Source organism: Pedobacter sp. R20-19, from assembly GCF_000708265.2.
Classification (GTDB): Bacteria; Bacteroidota; Bacteroidia; order Sphingobacteriales; family Sphingobacteriaceae; genus Pedobacter.
Window position 1 is genome coordinate 127,163 of record NZ_JCKI01000001.1, and the last position, 21,485, is coordinate 148,647.

14 protein-coding genes are annotated in these 21,485 nt (G+C 39.6%); 4 read left to right on the forward strand and 10 right to left on the reverse strand.

Annotated features, from left to right (window positions below; translation table 11 throughout):
- Positions 1–13 precede the first annotated feature (13 nt).
- On the reverse strand, positions 14–799 hold the full coding sequence (locus AN34_RS00605) for a hypothetical protein (RefSeq protein WP_029281214.1): 786 nt from the start codon (positions 797–799) through the stop codon (positions 14–16).
- Positions 792–1,352, reverse strand: a complete 561-nt coding sequence (locus AN34_RS00610) for an RNA polymerase sigma factor (RefSeq protein WP_051666100.1) — start codon at positions 1,350–1,352, stop codon at positions 792–794. The genes AN34_RS00605 and AN34_RS00610 overlap by 8 nt, the downstream gene beginning before the upstream one ends.
- A 773-nt stretch (positions 1,353–2,125) precedes the next feature.
- Between AN34_RS00610 and AN34_RS00615 the strand changes: the two genes are divergently transcribed.
- Positions 2,126–4,921, forward strand: a complete 2,796-nt coding sequence (locus AN34_RS00615) for a PAS domain-containing protein (protein ID WP_051666102.1) — start codon at positions 2,126–2,128, stop codon at positions 4,919–4,921.
- 66 nt (positions 4,922–4,987) lie between these two features.
- On the opposite strand, the gene yidD is transcribed toward AN34_RS00615, so the two are convergent.
- From yidD to AN34_RS00645, 6 genes are all read right to left on the reverse strand, one after another.
- The gene (gene yidD / locus AN34_RS21355; protein WP_082468284.1) at positions 4,988–5,353 is read right to left on the reverse strand and encodes a membrane protein insertion efficiency factor YidD; all 366 of its coding nucleotides are present in this window, start codon (positions 5,351–5,353) and stop codon (positions 4,988–4,990) included.
- Positions 5,281–5,517: a hypothetical protein gene (locus tag AN34_RS00625; RefSeq protein ID WP_029281223.1), complete on the reverse strand. Its 237-nt coding sequence runs from the start codon at positions 5,515–5,517 to the stop codon at positions 5,281–5,283. Before AN34_RS00625 ends, yidD begins: the two co-directional genes overlap by 73 nt.
- Before the next feature lie 217 nt (positions 5,518–5,734).
- Positions 5,735–6,553, reverse strand: coding sequence for a glycerophosphodiester phosphodiesterase family protein (locus AN34_RS00630; protein ID WP_051666106.1), 819 nt, complete (start codon positions 6,551–6,553; stop codon positions 5,735–5,737).
- Positions 6,554–6,692: 139 nt separating this feature from the next.
- Positions 6,693–7,670, reverse strand: a complete 978-nt coding sequence (locus AN34_RS00635; RefSeq protein WP_051666108.1) for a glycerophosphodiester phosphodiesterase family protein — start codon at positions 7,668–7,670, stop codon at positions 6,693–6,695.
- Between the two features lie 28 nt (positions 7,671–7,698).
- Positions 7,699–9,225, reverse strand: coding sequence for a RagB/SusD family nutrient uptake outer membrane protein (locus AN34_RS00640; protein WP_029281229.1), 1,527 nt, complete (start codon positions 9,223–9,225; stop codon positions 7,699–7,701).
- Between the two features lie 11 nt (positions 9,226–9,236).
- Entirely contained in the window at positions 9,237–12,506 is a 3,270-nt protein-coding gene (locus tag AN34_RS00645) for a TonB-dependent receptor (RefSeq protein WP_029281230.1), read from the reverse strand.
- Positions 12,507–13,085: 579 nt separating this feature from the next.
- Between AN34_RS00645 and AN34_RS00655 the strand changes: the two genes are divergently transcribed.
- From AN34_RS00655 to AN34_RS00665, 3 genes are all read left to right on the forward strand, one after another.
- Positions 13,086–13,523, forward strand: a complete 438-nt coding sequence (locus AN34_RS00655; RefSeq protein ID WP_197285462.1) for a BLUF domain-containing protein — start codon at positions 13,086–13,088, stop codon at positions 13,521–13,523.
- A gap of 50 nt (positions 13,524–13,573) precedes the next feature.
- Complete coding sequence (locus tag AN34_RS00660) at positions 13,574–14,632, forward strand: S41 family peptidase (RefSeq protein ID WP_197285463.1); 1,059 nt, start codon at positions 13,574–13,576, stop codon at positions 14,630–14,632.
- Positions 14,633–14,868: 236 nt separating this feature from the next.
- On the forward strand, positions 14,869–16,287 hold the full coding sequence (locus AN34_RS00665; protein ID WP_051666112.1) for a serine hydrolase: 1,419 nt from the start codon (positions 14,869–14,871) through the stop codon (positions 16,285–16,287).
- A gap of 156 nt (positions 16,288–16,443) precedes the next feature.
- Here the strand turns inward: AN34_RS00665 and AN34_RS00670 are convergent, their stop codons facing one another.
- Together AN34_RS00670 and AN34_RS00675 are read right to left on the reverse strand one after the other, a co-directional pair.
- Complete coding sequence (locus tag AN34_RS00670; protein WP_029281242.1) at positions 16,444–18,165, reverse strand: RagB/SusD family nutrient uptake outer membrane protein; 1,722 nt, start codon at positions 18,163–18,165, stop codon at positions 16,444–16,446.
- Positions 18,166–18,176: 11 nt separating this feature from the next.
- Positions 18,177–21,164, reverse strand: a complete 2,988-nt coding sequence (locus AN34_RS00675) for a SusC/RagA family TonB-linked outer membrane protein (RefSeq protein ID WP_029281244.1) — start codon at positions 21,162–21,164, stop codon at positions 18,177–18,179.
- Positions 21,165–21,485: the final 321 nt, after the last annotated feature.

Genomic DNA, 21,485 nt, shown 5'->3' on the forward strand with positions numbered 1-21,485 from the left:
TTTTTTATATTTATTAAAGTTTATTTTCTTTAAGGAGGATATGATAGGCTTCGTCTTTTACGGCTTCTAAGGTAGATGGATCATTCACCAGCGCATAAAGCTTTTCATCAATCTGAACATTGGGCATTTTACCCAGCAAGTTAACCAACACCAATTGTACCATGGGATCATCTTGATGATTAAAACTGGATACCAATAAGTTAGAAACATAGGCATCTTCCTTATACTTTTCCAGCACACTTAAGGCCGCTAAACGCACATTGCTATTGCCATCTTTTTGGATGGTACCAGACAGGCGGTTAAGCATATCATAACTAATCAATTCCTTTTTTTTAATAGTTAAAATTGCCGCTAGTCGGGAGCTTGATGAAGTGCTGTCATTTAGTTGCTTAAGCAGTTGATTCAGCTGATCAGCAGACCTAACTGTTTTTCTATGCCTAGGCTTTTTAATCGGTGCAGACACATATTTCACTGCTGCAGGGTTTTGATCAGGCGTGGACTGAGCTTTCGTTTTTTGAGGTCTTTGCTGATGCAGGGTATCTTGAGTGCCAGCAAAATGCTGTTCAGGATTTACGGTTTGATTTGCCAATCTAAAGAACCAAAAACCAACGGCACAAACCAATAATATAGCGGCAGCAGCCATCCACCAGGTAGATTTTACGATTAAAAGCCTATGTCGTTTTTGATCATTTGCCTGGGCTAATCTTGCTTTTAAACCGGCAAGGTCTAGTTGGGGGGCATCCAAATGATCGAAATCTCCCCGGTGCTTTTCCACAAAATCTTTTATCGGATCATTCATAATATGCTTTATCCTTAAGTGAACTTAAAATTTTCTTTTTTGCGCGGTGATATTGCGTTCTAACCGTTGATGAGGCAACTCCTAACATCAGCGCAATTTCATCCTGCGACATTTTTTCAAAAAGATACAAGTTTAATATTGTTCTGTATCCATCTGATAGTTCGTTAATACAACGGCGGACATCTTCTACCCGGCTTTCAAAAATTTCATCATCTCTGATGTCGTATTCAGCTTCCGCCCTGAATTCATGATCGCCAAGATCTGAAAACAACAGTTTCTTTCGCCTGATGTAAGAAATAGATTTGTTAATGGCCATTCTCCTTACCCAAGCTTCAAAATTATTAATTTCCTTTAGCCGCTTCTGATCATTAAAAGCAGTAAAAAAGGTTTCCTGTAAAATGTCTTCTGCCTCTGCGCTATGTGTAATCAGTCTGCTAATGGAGTTAAAAATCCCACGGGCATAACGGTTGTACAATCCGGTATAGCCCAAATCTTTACCCTGAAGGCAAAGGGAAATCAATTCCTGATCTGATATGTTATCTTTTTGTGGCAATGAGCGTTTAGTTAGTCGGCGTTTTAGCAGGTTTCTATCTTGTAGTCGCAGGATGTTGAATAATGTTGCATAAAGAATTTATTATTTAAATTTATTCATTTTATAAAGTCAAATGATTGGCCTTATCAGGATATGTTTAAAGAAAAATAAAAATATTTTTACTGTAATACAATATTGATTCAAAATTACCGTCTATATACTGAGAGCGTTAATTTAGATTAAACGGGAGTTGTCCTTCGGGATGATTCCCGTTTTCTTTTTTAGTACAAAATTACCTATTCACCGCAAATGATGCGGAGATTATCAAGGTTATTCTCCGCATTTAAATATAATACACTAAGTTGCCTTATAGCGATACCACAAAAGAAATATCCTGATTTCTGACGTGGTTAAGTTAGTATCAATATCTTATTTTTAAAATAATTTTCAGTCCATACAATAATCTTTTAAAATTACCGTCTTATACCTGAGAGCGTTAATTTAGATTAAACGGGAGTCGTCCTTAGGGATGATTCCCGTTTTCTTTTTTAGCCTTTATAAGGCGGCGTATTTAAACAGATCAAATCTTCAATTTATGGCAGTTGGAGGAAATTCCTTAAATTATTTTACCATACTGCAACACTTAATCTGTATTAGGTGTTGTAAAAACGTATCTTCCTTTTACTGAGTGTTTATGCTTTTTAAATTATATTAAGAAGTATTTAGGAAGCAATATGGATTTATGATATTTGCTTAATTTGAGTTTATTTTAGAAAATTATTACCACTTAATATATGAGCGATATCGCAGCGAATCAGGACCGTTTCGCAGCCCTTTTAGCCGCAACATCCGATGTAGTTTACCGCATGAGTCCAGACTGGGAAGTGATGTACGAACTGGATGGCCGCGGATTTTTAAAAAGCACATCCGCACCTATCACTGGCTGGAGAGAACACAACGTTCATCCATCTGATATGCAAATGGTAAATGCCGCAATAGAAAAAGCACTTATTACCAAATCAATGTTTGAGCTGGAGCACCGTGTTTTACGTTCGGATGGTAGCACAGGCTGGACAATTTCAAGAGCTGTGCCCATCTTAAATGATGAGGGAAATATTTTAGAATGGTTTGGAACAGCCAAAGATATTACCATCCGCAAAGAAACAGAAATTGAACTTCAGCGGGCAAAAGACCAGGCTGAACAGCAACAGCGGTTGTATGAAACCGTAACATCCAATACACCAGACCTCATTTATGTATTCGGATTAGATTATCGCTTTAATTATGTTAATAAGGCATTGCTTGAAATGTGGGGAAAGGGGCTGGAGGATTCAGTCGGTAAAACCCTGCTCGAAAATGGATACGAGCCCTGGCACGCCGAGATGCATGAGCGTGAGATAGATGAAATTATTGCCACAGGAAAAGCCATTCGCGGGGAGGTAGATTTTCCACATGCCGTACTGGGAAAAAGGACATATGATTATATCCTTTCACCTGTATTTGATGCAAATGGCGTTGTTGTAGCCATATCCGGAACTACCCGTGATGTAACACACCGCAAATTGCAGGAACAGGAGAAATACAGACTATCTGCCGAACTTGCCATGCTAAACGAAGCAGCCGAAACCACAAATGAAGAGCTCAACGCGGCAAATGAAGAACTTCAAGCTTCTCAGGAAAAGCTTAGGGAGGCCAACAGAAATCTGGAACAAATCCTAAATATGTTACCTGCTTCCGTTGTGGTGATTCGTGGTTATGACCTGGTTGTAGAGATGATTAATGAAAGCAACCTGAAATACTGGAACAAAACCAAAGAAGTGGTTTTAGGTAAAAAGTTTCTGGATATATTACCTGACCTCGCAGATCAACCTTTTGCCAGTCAGCTCCGAAAAGTAATGGAAACAGGTGAAGTGATCGATGTAAAAGAAAGCCCCGTGATTTTTACCATGCCCGATGGTTCCATCAGAGAAACCTATGTAGACTACACCTACCAACCCCTTGCGGATGCTGATGGTAATAGAAACGGTGTTTTAGTGATGTCTTTTGAAATTACAGAAAGGATACTTTCTAAACGATTACTCGAAAAATACACTGCCGAACTGACCCAGGTAAATAAGTCGCTTTCTATTGCGAACAATAAACTGGCAGCCAGTGAGGCTCGATTTAAGTTTTTTATTGAGGAGGCACCTGTGGCCATTGGAGTTTTACATGCCAGGGAGTTGATTGTTGAAACCGCTAACCAGAAGATATTGGAAGTTTGGGGTAAAAGCCCTGAAATTATAGGATTACCGCTTGCCCAGGCATTACCGGAATTAAGTGGTCAGCCTTTTCTAGGTATACTGGATAATGTATTTATGACCGGCGTACCTTTTTACGCCAATGAAATCAGCGCCATGTTAAACCATGGAGGAGAATTAAAAGAAATCTTTTTTAATGTAGTTTATCAACCTGTAGTTGGACAGGATGGAGCCGTATCTGATATATTGATCGTTGCGACAGATGTGACAGAACAAGTTCATGCACGCAAGTCGATTGAAAAAAGCGAGCAATATTTTAGAAAGCTTGCCGACCTTGTGCCCGCCAAGATTTCTAATGCTTTACCAAACGGCATGGTTACTTTCTCTAATCAGCAATGGCTGGATTTTACAGGAATGAGTTTTGAGAATCTTCGTGATTTTGGCTATTACCAGATCATGCATCCGGATGAGATTGCCCCCTTTAAAAAAGGGCTGGAAGTAGCAGCAGCTAATGGCACTCCACATGTTGCAGAAATGCGCTTTAAAGACACCAATGGTAACTATATCTGGCATTTAAATATCTCATCGCCCATTTTAGATGAAGAAGGAAAAGTAATGATGTGGGTTGGATCTACCACTGATATTCAAACGATAAAAGAGGAAGAGCAACGCAAAAGTGACTTCGTAAGCATGCTCAGTCATGAACTTAAAACACCTGTTACCTCCATTAAAGGACACGTACAATTGGCCTTAAGATTACTGTCCAGAGAAACATTATCACCATCGCTACAAAAACTAAGTTCATCATTAACCCGTATCGATGTACTTCTTTTGCAATTAACCGGACTTATTGGAGATATGCTTGACCTGAGCCGGATTGATGCCGGAAGGATGGACTTAAAAGTAGAGCATTTTGCAATTGATGCCCTGGTAAAAGAAGTGGTAGAAGATTTTCGTTTAAGTCACCAACATTACTTCTTCCATTTAGAAACCAAGGTGGAGGTATTTGTTAACGCAGACCGGGATAGAATTAGCCAGGTATTGATTAACCTGATTGCAAATGCAATTAAGTATTCACCAAAAAGTAATAGGGTTGATATTTCTGTAAAAACAACAACAGAAAGCGGAGTATTAATTGCGATAAAAGATTACGGGATAGGTATTGAAGAAAAAGACCAAACTAAAATTTTTGAACGCTTTTTTAGGGTGGAGGGTCAGAATGAAAAATATTATAGCGGCTTTGGAATCGGATTATTTTTAGCGCATAATATTATCACCAGACATGGGGGTAAAATCTTATTGGAAAGTCAAAGGGATCAAGGCTCAGTATTTACCGTACATCTTCCAATTTAGAAGTTTTATTCATTTATTTAGTTTTAAGCAAAGCCCATTTGAATAGCTTACCTCTAAAACTCTGTTTTATTTAGTATATGGGGCTGAAAATTTTTTGGCTATTTCATGTTGTTGTAATTGATCACCATTTGGCAAAATCATATAATTTTGATCGGTAACCGGATTTATGATTACCTGATAACCACCCCTGCAATTTTGATATCGATAAGCAAATGCCTTTAGTCCTTTGAATAACCCCTCTGTTTTAGCCATTTGATAAACATGCCGGGAACAGCTTATTCTAAAAATACACCGGGGCTCTCGGTTTTTAGCCTTGAGCATCCAGTATATTTTAATTAAGAATAGCAGCAGAAATCTCATTATAGATTTTTCCCAAATACAACCATCTGATATGAGGCAAGATAACCTGGTTTTGCACCAAATCCAAAGCATCCGGGATCCGGTTGCACATAAGTAGAAACACTCTCCAGCCTGATGTATATCCAGCCTTCGTTAAGATAGTAGTTGATAGTTTGCTCCAATTGTTCTGCTACTGCTACAGTAGTCTGCTTTTTATGATCTATGGTAGCGGTAAAGGGTATAACTTTATATTCCATATTAGTTGATTTACTGCGTATTGATTTGTTAAGATTCAAATGTAACACAGCACATCAAGCTAATTTTACGGGTTTCCGTAACGACAACCAGATAAAGAAAATGAAATAAAGAAAACTATCTATTTTCAAAAGAACATAGATTTTATCTATATCATCAAAATTAAGTGATGGCATATTTTAAAAAATAATGCCATCACTTAATTGATTCACTGTCTTGCTACCTAAGTCGGTTAACTTTCAGGTATTCAATTAATGCTTCTGGATGATCGGTCTGCATACCCTGGATGGCTTTTTTCATCGCATTCATCCAATCATCAGGCGTTTCATTTTTCTTTTGAACATCCAGAAAGACACTAATTCCTAAAGATCTGATCACCGGTAAAAGATTTTCGGCCGGAATGTTATCTACAACATCCAGGGGCATTTTGTCCAAAGCGGCTAATAATGCTTGCTTTGTTCTTATGGCTTTATCTAAACTAGACATTAAGGGCATTTTCGGTGCAACTTTTTTCCATGAATAGTATTGTTGCAGCTCATTGATATAAACCAATACCTGATCTGTCATCCCTGCTTTTTCAATTTCCTTGTAAGCCAGATCTACATCTGCAGCTTTAAAATCAAGGTAAATATTGATCCTACCTTTGCAGGTTTTTAATGCATCAGCAAAGCTGGCTATCTGGTGCAGGCTACCATCTACCCCTTTTAGCGTAAGTTTTTTTACTGCTTCAATATCAAGATCTTTTATCAAACCCTTTCCATCACTTACCTGATCTACGTGGTCGTTGTGCAAAAGTACCAATTGCCCGTCGCGGGTAGTTCGAAGATCCAACTCAACATAATCTGCACCCAGTAGAATAGCTTCCTCAATAGCAGCTATAGTATTTTCAGGCTTATTGAGGTGGCTACCACGGTGTGCAATAACGATGAAACCATGTTTTGATTTTGGCAGCGACTTTGCCATCTGTTGCGAAAAACCAGTTAAACAAAAATTGCTCAACAGGATGGCGCATAATGCCAGGTTCTTTTTTAAGTTCATGTTTTATGGCTTTAAAGCTTGTTACCCGTTCCTGAGCATCATTAGATCCGGCCATATTATTTTTGCTCATTTATTGTTCTGGCAAAATGATCATCAGCAAATGAAACCCTTATTAACCATTAAAGCCAGAAGGAGCATATTAAAAATGTAAGCCAGCCTTTTTTAAATAAAGAATCAACTCAGCCGGGCGATCACTTTGCAAAATGGCAGGCTTCTTTTCAACGAGCCAGCCCCAGCTTTCCTTCTTTTTATTTTCTTCCACGGCTAGGTCATCATCATGCCCTCCATTTAATGAAGGCCATAAGCTATTTAACCAAAGCACCTGTTGTTTGGCAATTTCAGGCAGCATATTAAGGTTTTTCAAGGTATCGGTATCAAAAATGGGCTGAATAATGCTTTTCTTATTAGGCTGGTAACTTTTAATAATCGGGAGGGCATCTGTACCTTTCATATTTACGACCACCATCAGGTATGCTTCTGCCGGAATTACTTCATGGCTTTTCAAATACTCAAAGGTTAGGTTATCCCCTACATTTACAATGGTTTGATTGAGGGTTTCCGTTTCCTGAAGAATCTGGAATACTTCCTTCAGGTGATCATTACCTTTATCAACATTGATGATAATTTTACCTTTTGCAGCCAGCATCATTTCTTTCAACGTTGGGATATGATGCGGAGTCGTTCTGCCCAAACCATTTTTTAATCTAAACTGTTGAATTTCGGTGAGGGAATAATCACTTACTTTTCCTTTCCCATTCGTACTTCGATCGATGGTTTGATCATGCATAATCACCATTTGGCTATCCTTCGTCATTTTAACATCGAGCTCCATGATGTCGAAGCCTTTTTCTATGCTGTTTAAAAGTGCCTGCATCGAATTTTCAGGTGCATTTCGCCAATCGCCACGGTGTGCGGCAACCAGAATTTCTTTATTGCCTTTACGGAATAGCGCAGCAAGCCTTTTTTCAGGGTGTTGTGCTGAGGCCATTAAGGAAGATAGCATCAATACGCCTAATAAAAACAGGTAACAGCTTCCTTGCTTCAAACAGGTTTTATCATTCATCTTTTCTAAATTTATGGAGATTGATAAAATGGTGGCTGTTTCTTCAGCCACCATTCAATTAAACAAAAGGATCGGTAAACGACTAATAACCTGGATTCTGGTACATTTTAGCTGGATCTAGCTTTACTTCATCGAAAGGAATCGGGAAGAATCTATCTTTAGTGGTTACGTTCGCCAGCTTGGCAATTCCGAAAGAAGATTGCGGCTTAGCCTTTAAATAGGTGGCCAATTCGGTGGCTGTAAAATTTCTGATTAGATCAAACCAGCGCTGGTGTTCAAAAGCAAATTCTACCCTGCGCTCATGAAGAAGGGCCAGTTTCAGTGTTGGGAAAGCTGTTGCATAAGCAGCATTGGTTCTCGAAACCGCATAAGTTGGCATTCCGGCTCGGATTCTCACCATATCCAGGTACTGGATGGCTACGGCATCATTTCCTTGTAACATGTTCACTTCAGCCAACATCAAAATCACATCTGCATAGCGCATCAAGATCCAGTCATTGCCACCATAGCCGTTTGCTGTTGCCAGTGAACTTGCATCACGGAATTTGGTGATGAACCAATCTTTCACAATAGGATCATTGGCATATTTTACAGAGAAATCTTTTCTAAGGTCTGAAGTTTCATATTCATTAATCAAATCTAATGTTACGTTGCCACCAATACCGGTTGATACCTTCAGCGAGTTGATGGTTTCGCCTTTGGCCTGGTTATTTGCGGCGATGCTAGAACTATAATTTACATCACCCTGTTTATTGGCAATCTGGAAAATCAGCTCTTTACAAGTTGTCTTTTTGTTTACATCAAACACATCGGCATATGGAATTTCGGATAAGTTTCCGAAGGTTTTCATGTTGTAAGCGGCCAAAAGATAGGTATTGGCATTGCCGAGATTTTCAGCTTTGTTGTTTGCAAGCGTAGCAGCCATGGTGAGGTAAACTTTACCTAGATAGGCATTAATGGCTGCTTTTGAGGCCCTCCCAATTCCAGCGGTTGGCTGAAAGTTGGGCAGGGTGCTACTTAAGCCATCTTTTAAATCTGCTACGATCTGATTATATACATCTGCTTCCGGCACCCTGAAAGTAGCTGCGGTTACTTCTTCGGTGGTTACCAATTGTTTGGTCACCAATGGAACAGGCCCCCACTTGCGCACCAATTCAAAATACATGATGGCCCTTACAAATTTGGCTTCTGCTATATAATTGGTTTTGGTGGCCGGATTGGCAAATGAAACTTTATCAATGTTGGATAAAATAACGTTGGTTCTGGCAATTGAATTATACAAGGCCAGCCAATGTGTTTTTAAGTAGGAATTACTTGGCAACAGCGAAAAATCATTAAACTGAAAAGGCTCGCCAGCATTACTTTGGTTATCGTTTCTTCCGGTATCATCAGAGCGTTCATCAGTAAACAAACCACTATTCTCGCCCATGGTATTGCTGCTTCTTAGGGCCTGGTAAGCACCATTAACGGCAAGCAATACATCATTCTCTGTTTTAAAATAATTATCTACCGTTACGGCATTGGGATTATTTTGTTGCAGAAATTCTTTTTTACAAGCACTTAAGCAAACAGTAGTACCCAAGGCCGCTATTAAAATATATTTTTTCATTTTGTTAAATTCTAAAAGGTCAGTTTAATACCAAGGTTGTAATTTCTTGCCAGCGGATAATTTCCATAATCCACCCCAGGCGTTAAGTTTGAACCGCCATTATAGTCTACTTCGGGGTTATAACCTTTATAATCGGTAATGGTGAAGGCATTGTCTACACTGGCATAAACCCGAATGTTACTCACCTTAAGCGTATTGGCAATCGCTTTAGGGAAACTATAACCTAAGGTAATGTTGGTACATCTAAAATAAGATCCATCCTGAAGGTAGAAAGATGATAAGCGGGTATTGTTACTTTGTGTTCCGGCACGTGAAGCCCTATAATTTAAGCCGCTTCCCGGATTGGCTTCATTCCTGTAGCGGTCTGCTACCTGGGCATACTGGTTACCAGAACCTTCAAAGTTATAGAGGTAATAATCCTGACCATCTAACACCTGATTACCTTGCGAACCATTAAATGAAGCCCGGAAATCAATCGTTTTGTAAGAAGCATTTAAAGCAAAACCATAAGTAAATTTAGGGTATGGAGTACCAATAATGGTTTTATCCGCATCATTTACAATTCCATCACCATTGGTATCCTGAAAATACAAATCTCCAATTTTAGCCGGATTGGTTGTAGAGGCAGACGGTGCTACCTTGCCCAGGTTATCGGCTGTGATTCGTCCCAATACTTTGAAACCATAAAACATACCTACTGGCTGGCCTTGCTGGGTAATGTGGGTCATGTAAGAACGTTCAGCACCATTGGTTAGAATGGTACTTGCACCACCCATATCCAATACTTTATTTCGGTTTAACGCAATGTTTCCACTTAGCCCCAGCGTAAAATCATGGTTCTGAATAATTCGTCCATCTAACTGAACGTCGAAACCAGTATTGCGCACCTTACTATCTGCCAGGTTGGTGAGGATAGAAGCACTACCTGAAACCGCTGAAATGGGTTGATTAAATAAGAGATTGTAAGAATTACTGAGGTAATAGTTGGCAATGATGAAGAGGCGGTTTTTGAATAAACCGATATCTGTACCAAGATTATACTGGGAAGTGGATTCCCATCCCAGTTTCGGGTCCTGAATATCGCTTGGCCAGATGGCTGTTGCAATCGCATTGCCAATCACTACTCCGCCCGGGGCATTCATTTGCTGCTGGGTTCTGTAATTTGGAATGTTGTTGTTTCCGCTTAAACCCCAACTCGCCCTGATTTTTACGGTAGAATGTTCGCCCAGAAAGTTATGGTAAAAATCTTCATCAGAAAGGTTCCAGCCTGCTGAAATGGAAGGGAAGTTACCATACTGGTTTAAAGGGCCAAACCTGGAGGAACCATCTCGGCGGAAAGTTCCTGTTAAAAAATATTTGCCTGCATAATTGTAACTTACCCTAGCAAAATAGGAGAGCAGGGTATTGGTAGATTTAGCTGCATTATCCAAGGCAAAAAAACTTGGATCGGCACCTTTATCTGAAATCTCTCCGATATAATCATTCTGGAAGCCTTTAGCAGACACCTGTATTAAATCACTAGTGGTCTTCTGTGCAGAATAGCCCCCCAGAACATCTAATTTATGCTTGCCAAATGTTTTGCTATAGTTCATCGTAAATTCAGCCAGCTGATCGGTTTGGCTTAACGTTTTGGCCACAGCATTGGCTGCCGTAACCGATGCAGTAGAATATGGTGGGTTATTGCCATTGCTCAGGCTGGTTGGCAAGTAATAATCATATTTCTCATTGTAAGTTTGTGTACCCAAATTGGCTTTAAAATCAAGACCATCTAAAATTTTATAAGTAGCATTGGCATTATAGGTGCTTCTGCTTCCTTTTCGGGTAATTTTTAACTGTTCTACTGTAGCCAAAGGATTTTCAGGATTTTGAATTCCATATTGTGAGGCGAGTGAAGCCATGCCAAACTGAATCGGGTTGCCATTGCCATCACGCGCCGGAAGATAAGGCAGGTAAAGCAAGGCAGACATCATCGGACTTAAATTATATCGTCCTTCCTGTACCTCTCGGTTGTTATTTTGCGTATAAGCAATGTTTGCGCCTACACGCAGGCGTTCACTCACATTCCCATCAATATTGGCCCTGAAGTTGATCACTTTCTGGTTGGTATTCGTTACGATACCATTGTTATCTTGATAACCACCACTCATGAAATACTTTACATCTTTATTCCCTCCGTTAAAAGAAAGGTTATGACGCTGGAAAGCCGCATTTCTATACAATTCATCCTGCCAATCGGTATTGTATTGTGCCGGGATGGCTTGCCGGGTAGAGAAATTATAAAGATCGGCAGGGATACTTACGCTACTTCCGTTACCAACATTGGTGATGCGGGTGGCATTGCTGTCGCCAAACATGGTATCATTCCATGTCTTGCCAGAATTAACCCATAAATCTTTATAGGCGTTGTTCCGTCCATCAATCAGTAACTGGATAAACTGATTGGCATCCAGGAGATCAATCTTTTTAGATAGCTGTGAAACTCCACCCTGCACATCGTATTCAAAATGACCTTTTCCATCTTTTCCTCTTTTGGTGGTAATTAACACTACCCCACCTGAGGCCCTAGACCCATAAATTGCGGCTGATGCGGCATCTTTTAAGATATCTATGGTTTCAATATCTTCCGGATTGATAGATACATTATTTCCGGCGGGATAACCATCAATCACGTATAAGGGATCAGAACTGGCGTTAATAGAACCTACACCACGAACCCTGATTTTAGTGCCAGAATAAGGTGCTCCACTGGTTTGCGATACCTGAACACCAGCAACCTTACCCACCAGGGCCTGGCCCACTGTTGGCGAGGTGAGGTTCATTTCTGAAGCTTTCACACTACTGATGGCCCCGGTAAGATCAGATTTTCTTACTTTCTGGTAACCAATAGCCACTACCTCATCTAAGGTATTGTTGCTTTCCCTTAAAATCACATTCAAAGTTCGGGCAGCATTTACGCCTACTTCCTGAGTAGTATAACCCACAAAGGTAAACACTAAAGTGGTTTCTTCCTGTAATGAAATGCTATACTTACCATTGCCATCTGTAACTGTAGTTTTTTTGTTTTTCTTGTCGTAGACACTTACGCCAGGCAGGGGTTGATGTTGTTCGTCAGTTACTGTACCTGTTATGGTAAAAGCAACACGATTTTTGACCATAGCCAGATTACGCTTATACTGGTAGGCAGCCATAATGGGCGAATTGCTGATGGCCAGTAATCCAATAGGCAAAAGCAATTTCCTGCAGGTTGACTTTAAACCTGCAATAAAAGAAAATGATGTCATCTCTTAAATGTTAGTAATGATTTTTGTTTGGTTTGTTTTTGTAGTGATATTCAAAGGCATGTCGAAGCAGATTCACATAGGCATTGATTTATTTACATTACAAAATTATTTTAAGGGCTTTAATTACGCCAAAGCTAGGTGTGTACTTTTAACACTATGTATCCTAAATGTTAAGTCTGGAAGAATGTTTTAAATTCAAATCATTCTTTTAGATTGCCTTTATACGTTCAAATGCAAGATAATTTAAGCTGTATGTCATTGCTATGTTGTTAAATTATCATTTGATTGTCTTATCCGTTCTAATTTCAATCTCTACTTAAACTACTTTCGTAGATAATATTGTTAGCATTAAATCAACGGGACGATTTAGACTATAACTGATGCATATTTTTTAGCATCAATACGCTACCCGGGCTTCTGGATGGGATTCCGGGTAGCAAATAAGCTTTCTCTTTTGCTCAACCTCTAGGTAGAAAAACCACTTCTAATGATACGACTTAAACCATCTATTGCTTTTTATTGTTATGTTTAAGCATTTACACCATCAGGTATCAGGCTATGGAATCTTTAAACCAGACTATGTATCGCTTAATTTATACCAGTGTTGCAGCCACTGTAATGCAGCCGGCAAATCTTATTGAGATTTTAAAATTCTCCAGAGGCTGGAATAAAGACCATGACATTACAGGTTGCCTGGCTTATATTGAAGGTAATCTGGAGAATAGATATCTGTGCCGCTTCATTCAGGTATTGGAAGGGCCTAAAGAGGAAATATTAAGCCTTTTTCAAAACATTAGTAAAGATAGCCGACATCATAATATCACCCTTATTAAACGTGGCCCCATCGAAAAACGGCATTTTGAATCCTGGGAAATGGGCTTTGAAAAGGTAGAACTTGAAGGGAATGCCATCCTGCAAGAGTTTTTCAGGCTAGACCCACAAATAATAGCCCTTCATGGCAATATCCACAATAACATGATGATGGATTTTATGAAGTCTTTTTATTATTATCTTTAAATGATGCAACCATTTGCGACCATGTTTCGTCTTTCTGAAAAATTGATATCATGAAAAATGCTCTTTTTGTATGCTTGCTAATGCTTACTTTTAACACTTGTTTTGCCCACATTATTACCACCAAAAACGATCTACCAGATAGCACAAGTAAGGATAGTATAGACGTATTTTATAAGGCACTTTTTAAAGCTTTAAAAGTTGGGTATCTGCACCGTAAAATGGTAGACTGGAAAAGGCTAGAAGCTGAAACTTACACCAATCTTAAACATTACAATAGCTTTAAAGCCTCTCTTAAAGAAATCACGAATTTATTTGATCAGATAAACGCTACCCATTGTTTGGTTTACCGGGGGAATGATAAATACACGGGAACTAAAAAGACTATTCCAAAAGACCTTTATTCTGCTCAATGGAAAAATAAATATGATAGCAAACCATCATTTGAAGTAAAGGTGCTTGATGGAAAATATGGCTATATCTTAATACCTTCGATGGTATTTTTCGATAATGCTGCAGAAAATATGCACAAGGTTGCACAGCCCTTATATGATCAAATCGCTGATGTTAAAACCAGTCATCAAATAGATGGTTGGATAATTGATTTAAGATTCAATTTGGGTGGAAACTCGGCACCTATGCTTTTAGCATTGTACGACTTTCTTGGCGACACAAATATCTGGGGCGAACTCAATGAAAATAAAAAATCAGTTAATCAATACAAACTGATAAATGGGAACTATATCCAGAAATCGACAACGATAGGCTCCATTCATCCTAAAGGTGCATTACTAGATCAGGTGAAAGTGGCACTGATTACTGGAATATTTACCGGAAGCTCTGGAGAGGTTACTGCACTGGCTTTTAAGGGTAGGGCCAATACCATTTTCATAGGCGAAAATACTGCGGGGTATACTACAGGAAATGTTTCATGGCCTTTACCTTTCAATACCGTCATTGCATTGACAACGGGCTATGACAGCGATCGAAATGGGAATTATTACCCCTATATCAGCCCTGACATTGTGGTTTCCAAACAGGATAACTTTGATGATTTAATGGCAGACTTCAATATTCTGGAAGGAATAAAGTTTATAAAAGGTAATGATTAAGCCTTTTTACTCATGAACAATCAGAAAAAATGAAAACGATGTGTTTTTATTACTTTCAGATAAGTTTTCATACTGATAAAACATGCCATATACAAAGATTAAATAATTTCCATATACCATAATTATTGAAGTTTTTTTTGCAACCTTAAATTAAGCTGCTTAAGTTTTAAATTATAAGAAAGATTTTATGCAACACTTTTTTGAATACTGCGACTTACTTAAAACACTTAATAATTATGATCCGGATAATAACGATGCTGATCTGTTTGTTTGTAAGCCTTGAATCTTTTTCTCAAAATACACCGCAACAAAGATTAGATAGCGTATTTAGCATCATGCATGCACAAAATCAATTTAATGGAACCGTGCTGATTGCACAAGCTGGTAAAGTAATTTTTTCGAAAGGCTACGGATATCAAGATACCCTTTCAAAACATAGCAATACGGCAGAAACCATTTACGAACTGGCATCATGCTCTAAACAGTTTACTGCGGCAGCAATTGTATTGCTGCATAGAAAAGGAATGATCCATTACCAAGACAGCTTAATTAAGTTTATTCCTGAACTGGCATCATGGAAAGGTGTTACGATTTATGATCTGTTGAGGCATACCAGTGGCATACCGGAATATATTGTAGACATGCCTGATCATTGGGACCATACCAAAATAGCCACCAATGATGATCTCATCAGGTTCTACGCGGCAAGAAAGGATACGCTATTATTTGCACCTGGTAGCAGGCACAGCTACAGCAATACAAATTATGCGTTGCTGGCCACCATTGCAGAACGTGTTTCGGGTATGAGTCTGGCAGAATTATTAAAAAAGGATATTTTTTTACCGCTAAAAATGAACAATACCTTCATCTACAATAGCCGGCAGCATCCGCAGAAAATTAAGAACCGGGCTACTGGTTATGTCTGGAAGAAAAACTCATTTGATAAAATCACTCCTGAAAATCCAAATTATGGCGATAGCCTTGCTTTTTATCTGGATGGAATTGTTGGAAACGCCAAAGTAAATTCAACAACAAAAGATGTTTATAAATGGATAGTTGCGCTTAAAAGCAATACTTTTTTTACTCCGGATGAATTTAGTTTAATGACAGCCATCACCAAAACACCTAAAGGCAGATCCATACCTTATGGTTTTGGGCTTGATCTATCTGGCGGAAATGATAATCTTTCCTTTGGTCACACAGGCAGTTGGGATGGTTATGCAACCTTTATTTATCATAATATGGGTAAAGACCGCACGATTATTACCTTACAAAACTTTAAATTGGGGGCTTATCCTTTCAAAACGATTACTCAAATCTTAGACAATAAGCCTACAGTTATTGAATACGCTAAAAAAATCTCATTGCCTAGGATAGAAATAGAAAAGTTTGCCGGTAATTATACAAACGAAGAAAATAAAGACGAACAGCAGGAAATCACCTTTTTGGATGGTCATCTGATCCACAATTCCAACACGATAAAATGGGATATGCGTTTTTTTCCCATTGGTGAAAACCAATTCCAGGCCATCAGGCAGGGAGGCGCAGATGGTGTAATCAAATTTACGGAAATGGAAAATGGAGACACAAAACTTGAAATGCTACAGCATGGAAAGGTAATTGGTACGGGCATTAGAAAAAATAAGCAACTATAAATTCCTTTTTGCTTGCTTGTTGACTTAAATAAAAAACATTATTTGCTCGGGTTTGATCTTAATTAAGCAGCGCAAATTAATGTTTTATTAAAAAAGGGTGTTCCGTTTTACCGGAAACACCCCCAACTAAACCAAATTATTCAAAAAAAATTTTGATTAATATCCTGGATTTTGTTTCAACTTTGGATTGGAACCCAGGATATCCCTGCCTATCGGAAAAATTTCTGTATGATTATCTGCATCAGGTTTTTTATCCCACCAGGTACCGGATGTAAATACACCCCAACGAATAAGGTCTGTTCTACGTCGGTTTTCGCCAACAAATTCCCTTCCCCATTCATCAAGCATTTCCTGATCAGTTAATTGCGCACCACTGGCATTATAGATACTGGCAGAACCTGCAGGATAATTCCGTTGCCGTACCTGGTTTAAAAAGTTAGCTGCACCTGCCTTATCACCAGCACGGTATCGGCATTCGGCCAGCATGTAATACACTTCCGAAAGACGGATCTCTGCATAGGCAGAAGTAATCCGGTTAGGATCAGGCGTTGGATAAACCGGATATTTAACCAGAAACACACCAGAATTATGGTCGGCATGGTTCATGTTCGATTCCTTATCTGCTATCCGGGTGCCAGGTTTTGCGCCTAGAAAAAATCCAACCTGATCACGAATGAATAGCGCATACGGGCCTTTATTTCCCCTTACGGTATCTGGCCGTGAAACGCCGTTTGTTGTAGCAGTATAAGGCAGATAGCCGTATAAAAACATGCCCTCACGTTTGCTGTTCCCCAAGTTTTTATACTTTTTAAGGCGAACATCATCTGGGTATTTCTGGAATTTTACAAAGGGTTTTCCTAAACTGTGCGTATATTCCACACTGTCTACATCCCGACCGGGTTGCAGCGCAAACCTTGGGTTAGATTTGCCAAAATCGGTAAAGCCACAATACAAGGGGGCAGCATCATAAGTCATTCCCCAAAAGAACATCCCACTATCGTATTGCCAGTGTGTACGGGCAAGGGTTCCCGGAAATCCGTAAATCACTTCGGAGTTTAATGAGCTGTTGGTATAATCAAAAGGTGCATCCCAACGCGTATCAAGCGTGTAGCTTCCATATTTACCGCTGATGATATCGCGGCAAAGAATTTCACATTCTGCATATTTCTCGGTACCGATGTAAACTTTGGCATTTAGATAAAGCCTGGCCAGCAATGTTGCCGCCGCAGCTTTTGTCCACCGCCCTATACCATTAGCCCCCAACTGATCTCTGACAGGAAGATCAGGGATGGCTGCTTTCAGTTCTGATTCTATATAAGTAAATGTTTCCAGCGGGGTGGCTTGCACGCCGCCTTGTGTGGTGTTTTTCACATCCGTTACAATTTCAATGTTGCGGTAAAAATCGAATGCGCGGAGGTAAAACCATGCCCGGAGTGTTCTAAGTTCGGCTTTAAAATCGTTTAATTCAGCAACGGTTACATTGAGTTTAGCAGGATCTGAAATGCCTTCCATATCCTGTAATGAATTGGTAGATAAAACAATTCCCTGGTAGAAGTTCCTCCACGCACCGTTGGTAAAACCATCAAGCGGTGTCCAGGTATGGTAATGCATCCGCTGGTAATAACCTCCATCTTGCCAATCGCCCTGGCGGTTATATGTACCCATTTCATCGGTACTGTTTTCACCCACCGCATATACATCATTTCCCTGAATGCTCCAGTAGGCGTGTTCAAAAGGGCGTAAGAAATCCCTGATCACGTCATCCCTGCGGGTGAGAAAGTTTGCCGCATCTACCTTATCGTATACCTCTTCATCCAGTTTTGTACATCCTGCCAGCGTCAACAAGATCATACCGATTAATATTTTATAATTTTTCATTTTTTGCTGTATTAAAAATTTACCTGAAGTCCTAAAATCAATTGCAGGGTAGAAGGATAATAATTTAATGAGGTGTTTACGCCTGGCGTTAAGCCGTTAACTTCTACTTTTTCGGGATCTCCACCGGTATATTTTGTAAACGTGTACAGGTTTCTTGCCGCACCGTAAACCCTGAATGATTTGAGGTATTTAATGTTCAATTTCTGCCTGTAACCCAATGAAACGTTATCTATTTTTAAAAACGAGCCATTTTCAAGGAAATAATCTGAGGCAATAGAAGTGGTGGATGTACTTTTCAGTAATGAATATTTGCTACTACTATCATAAGCTGATTTCAGCACATTTGCATCCGTTTGGCTGGAGGGTGTGCCCAGATAAAATGCTGATGTATTGAATATTTTATAACCAAAAGTTCCCCTGAAAAATATGCCCAGATCAAATTGTTTATACCTGAACGTGTTTCCCAATGAGGCGATAAATTTTGGCAAACCATTACCAACAAATTGTTTATCATCATTATTTGCCTGGTTGGCAGGTACAATTGATCCGTCTTTTCTGTAAACCAGCAGTGCGCCCTGATCGTTAACCCCTGCCGATTTCAGGGTATAAAACTCGCCTATGCTGTGTCCTTCCTGAATCCGCTGGATGTTTCCTGGTGAACCTGGAGCTGGTAAGCCCGCCACATCCTGAAAAGTTCCACCGTTGTATAAGGCGTTCGAAAATGAAATGAACTTATTTCGGTTATAGGAAAATGCCAGGTTGATGTTATACTCGAAATCAGGACTTTTAACTACTTCCCCACTTAATGCCACCTCAATACCAGCATTTTTCATCGATCCAACATTGGTAAACGTAGTCGCCTGCGTATTTGGCGGAACGGATACATTGTAGTTCCCCAGCAGGTCTTTATTTTTACGGGTATAATAATCAATAGAGCCACTCAGCCTACCTTTTAGCAGTGAGAAATCAAAGCCTACGTTAAAGTTTTCTGATTTTTCCCAGCTTAAAAACGGATTTACATTGGAAGATGGTCCGTAAACCTGGTAATACTGTCCATTAAATGGAAAATAACCCGCACCACCATATAACAGAAGTGAAAGGTAGTTTCCAAAATCCTGATTCCCGGTAACACCATAATCTGCCCTGATTTTCAGTTCATTTACCCAGGAAAGGTTGTCTTTAAAAAAACCTTCTTCCGAAATCCTCCAAGCTGCAGATACTGCAGGGAAATTTCCCCATTTGTTATTGGCTCCAAATTTTGAGGAACCTTCTCTTCTTAAGCTGGCCGTTACGATATACCGGTTATTGAAATCATAATTAAGCCTGCCAAAAAAAGCAATTAAAGTAGATCCGTTCTGGGTAGAAGAAACGGCAGACTGGCCCTGCCCGGCAGCTCCACCATTATACAAGCCTGAACCAAGGTTGTTCCATAAATAGGTATCAAAAGGAAAATCGTAATTCTGGGCATATACTTGCTTGTAGTTGTAAAGAGAATAAGAATACCCGCCAAGTAGTTTAAAATGATTCCTTCCAAGGTCGAGATTATAATTACCTGTCCATTCGATATTTTTCTGATCATTTTCCTGCTGTTCCTGCGAGGCGGAGTTGGTTTGGGTAACTTTATTCGAGTTGACCACTGATGAAAGCGTAGAGGGTGAGAAATTCAGGTTTTTAGCTGACCGGCTAATCTGAGAAATGGTCACCATGGTACTTAGGTTCGGAAGAATGTTCATTTTAAGGGAACCATTCAAATCCAGCTCCTTAATTTCCGACTGTGATTTAATCACGTTAGCATTTTCTACGGGATTATTGGAGAAGAATCCGGTATTGATGAAATTATACTTCCCGGCATTATTGAAAATCGGATAGGTTGGATTCAGCGTAAGTGCGTTGTTAAAATTCCCCTGATCCGCATTGCTGGTGTTCATCATTCTTGGTGCGGCCGTTAAGGTTGCTACAAACAAGCCATTATCGGTGGTATGGTTAATATTTAACCTTGCCCCATACTCTCTTTTATTGGCCCGGAGATCCACTCCATCTGCCTTCCGGTAATCTGCCGAAGCAAAATAATTGGTTTTGGCAGAGCCTCCTGAAAATTGAACGGTATGTTTGTGCGCAAAAGCTGGCGACTTGGTTACTTCTTTTAACCAGTCTGTTTTTGCGCCGTAATCCTGCCCTTGCTTATTCTGTACCCGGTTGGCGATAAATTCTTCTGCACTAAGGTTTTCCAGCTGGTTATTCAGATAATCAAAACTGGTAAAGCCATCATAAAACATCTGCGATTGTGAGGTTCCTTTTTTTGTGGTGATGATAATTACACCATTACTTCCTCTGGTTCCGTAGATGGCTGAAGCTGCACCGCCTTTCAACACGTCTATACTTTCAATATCATTCTGGTTAATGTTGTCAATGTTTCCTCCGGGTACCCCATTAATTACATACAAAGGGCCTAAACCTGCACTGCGTGAGGAAACACCCCTAAGCTGGATTCCCGGACTGGAGTTTGGATCTGCACTGGCCGTATTGGTAATGGTTAAGCCCGGTACCTTGCCCTGAAGCGACATAAGGGGATTATTGGCCGAAACCGTTAATAAATCCTTTCCTGAAACATGTGTAATGGCACTGGATACTTCTTTTTTGTTCAGTGTGCCGTAGCCAACACTCACCACTACTACTTCATTTAACTGGCTGGATGATGAGCCTAGTGTAATATTTATGGTATTTGACTGGCTAAGGTTAATGTTTTTAGCCTCATACCCGATATAAGAAAAGGATAAAGACTTGGCGTTTGCGGGTATTGAAATACTAAAATAGCCTTTGTTATTGGTTGTGGTAACGGCAGATTTCAGGTTATCGGTCACATTAACACCGATTAATGGTGATCCGTCGGTTTGATCGGTAACTGTGCCTGAAATGGTTCTGTTCTGTGCTTTTGCAACCACATTGCAAAAGCACAGAAAGCAACACAGGCTTAACATTTGAATAAAATTCTTGTACATATAAGGTCTTATTGAATGAATTTTGGTGAGTTGGTTAGGAGTTCTTCAGGGGTTTGAAAAGATTGTTTTTCAGCATTTGTGCATCAGATACCATTCTTTTCTGTAACCTTCTGATAAGAAAAATGGAATTAAGGCGACTTATTTTGACTCATAGGAGAGGTGGTTTTGTCCGTCGGATGGAAGAAGAAAAGCCACACATGTGCCGCAGATCAGTTCTAAAAAGCATTCTTTGGAGTGGTGAGTATTTGGTTAGTTGATGAATAAATTTCCTGTTGATTTGGATTTTAAATTCTGGTGCTAAAAATAGCCAATCGGTGCTGC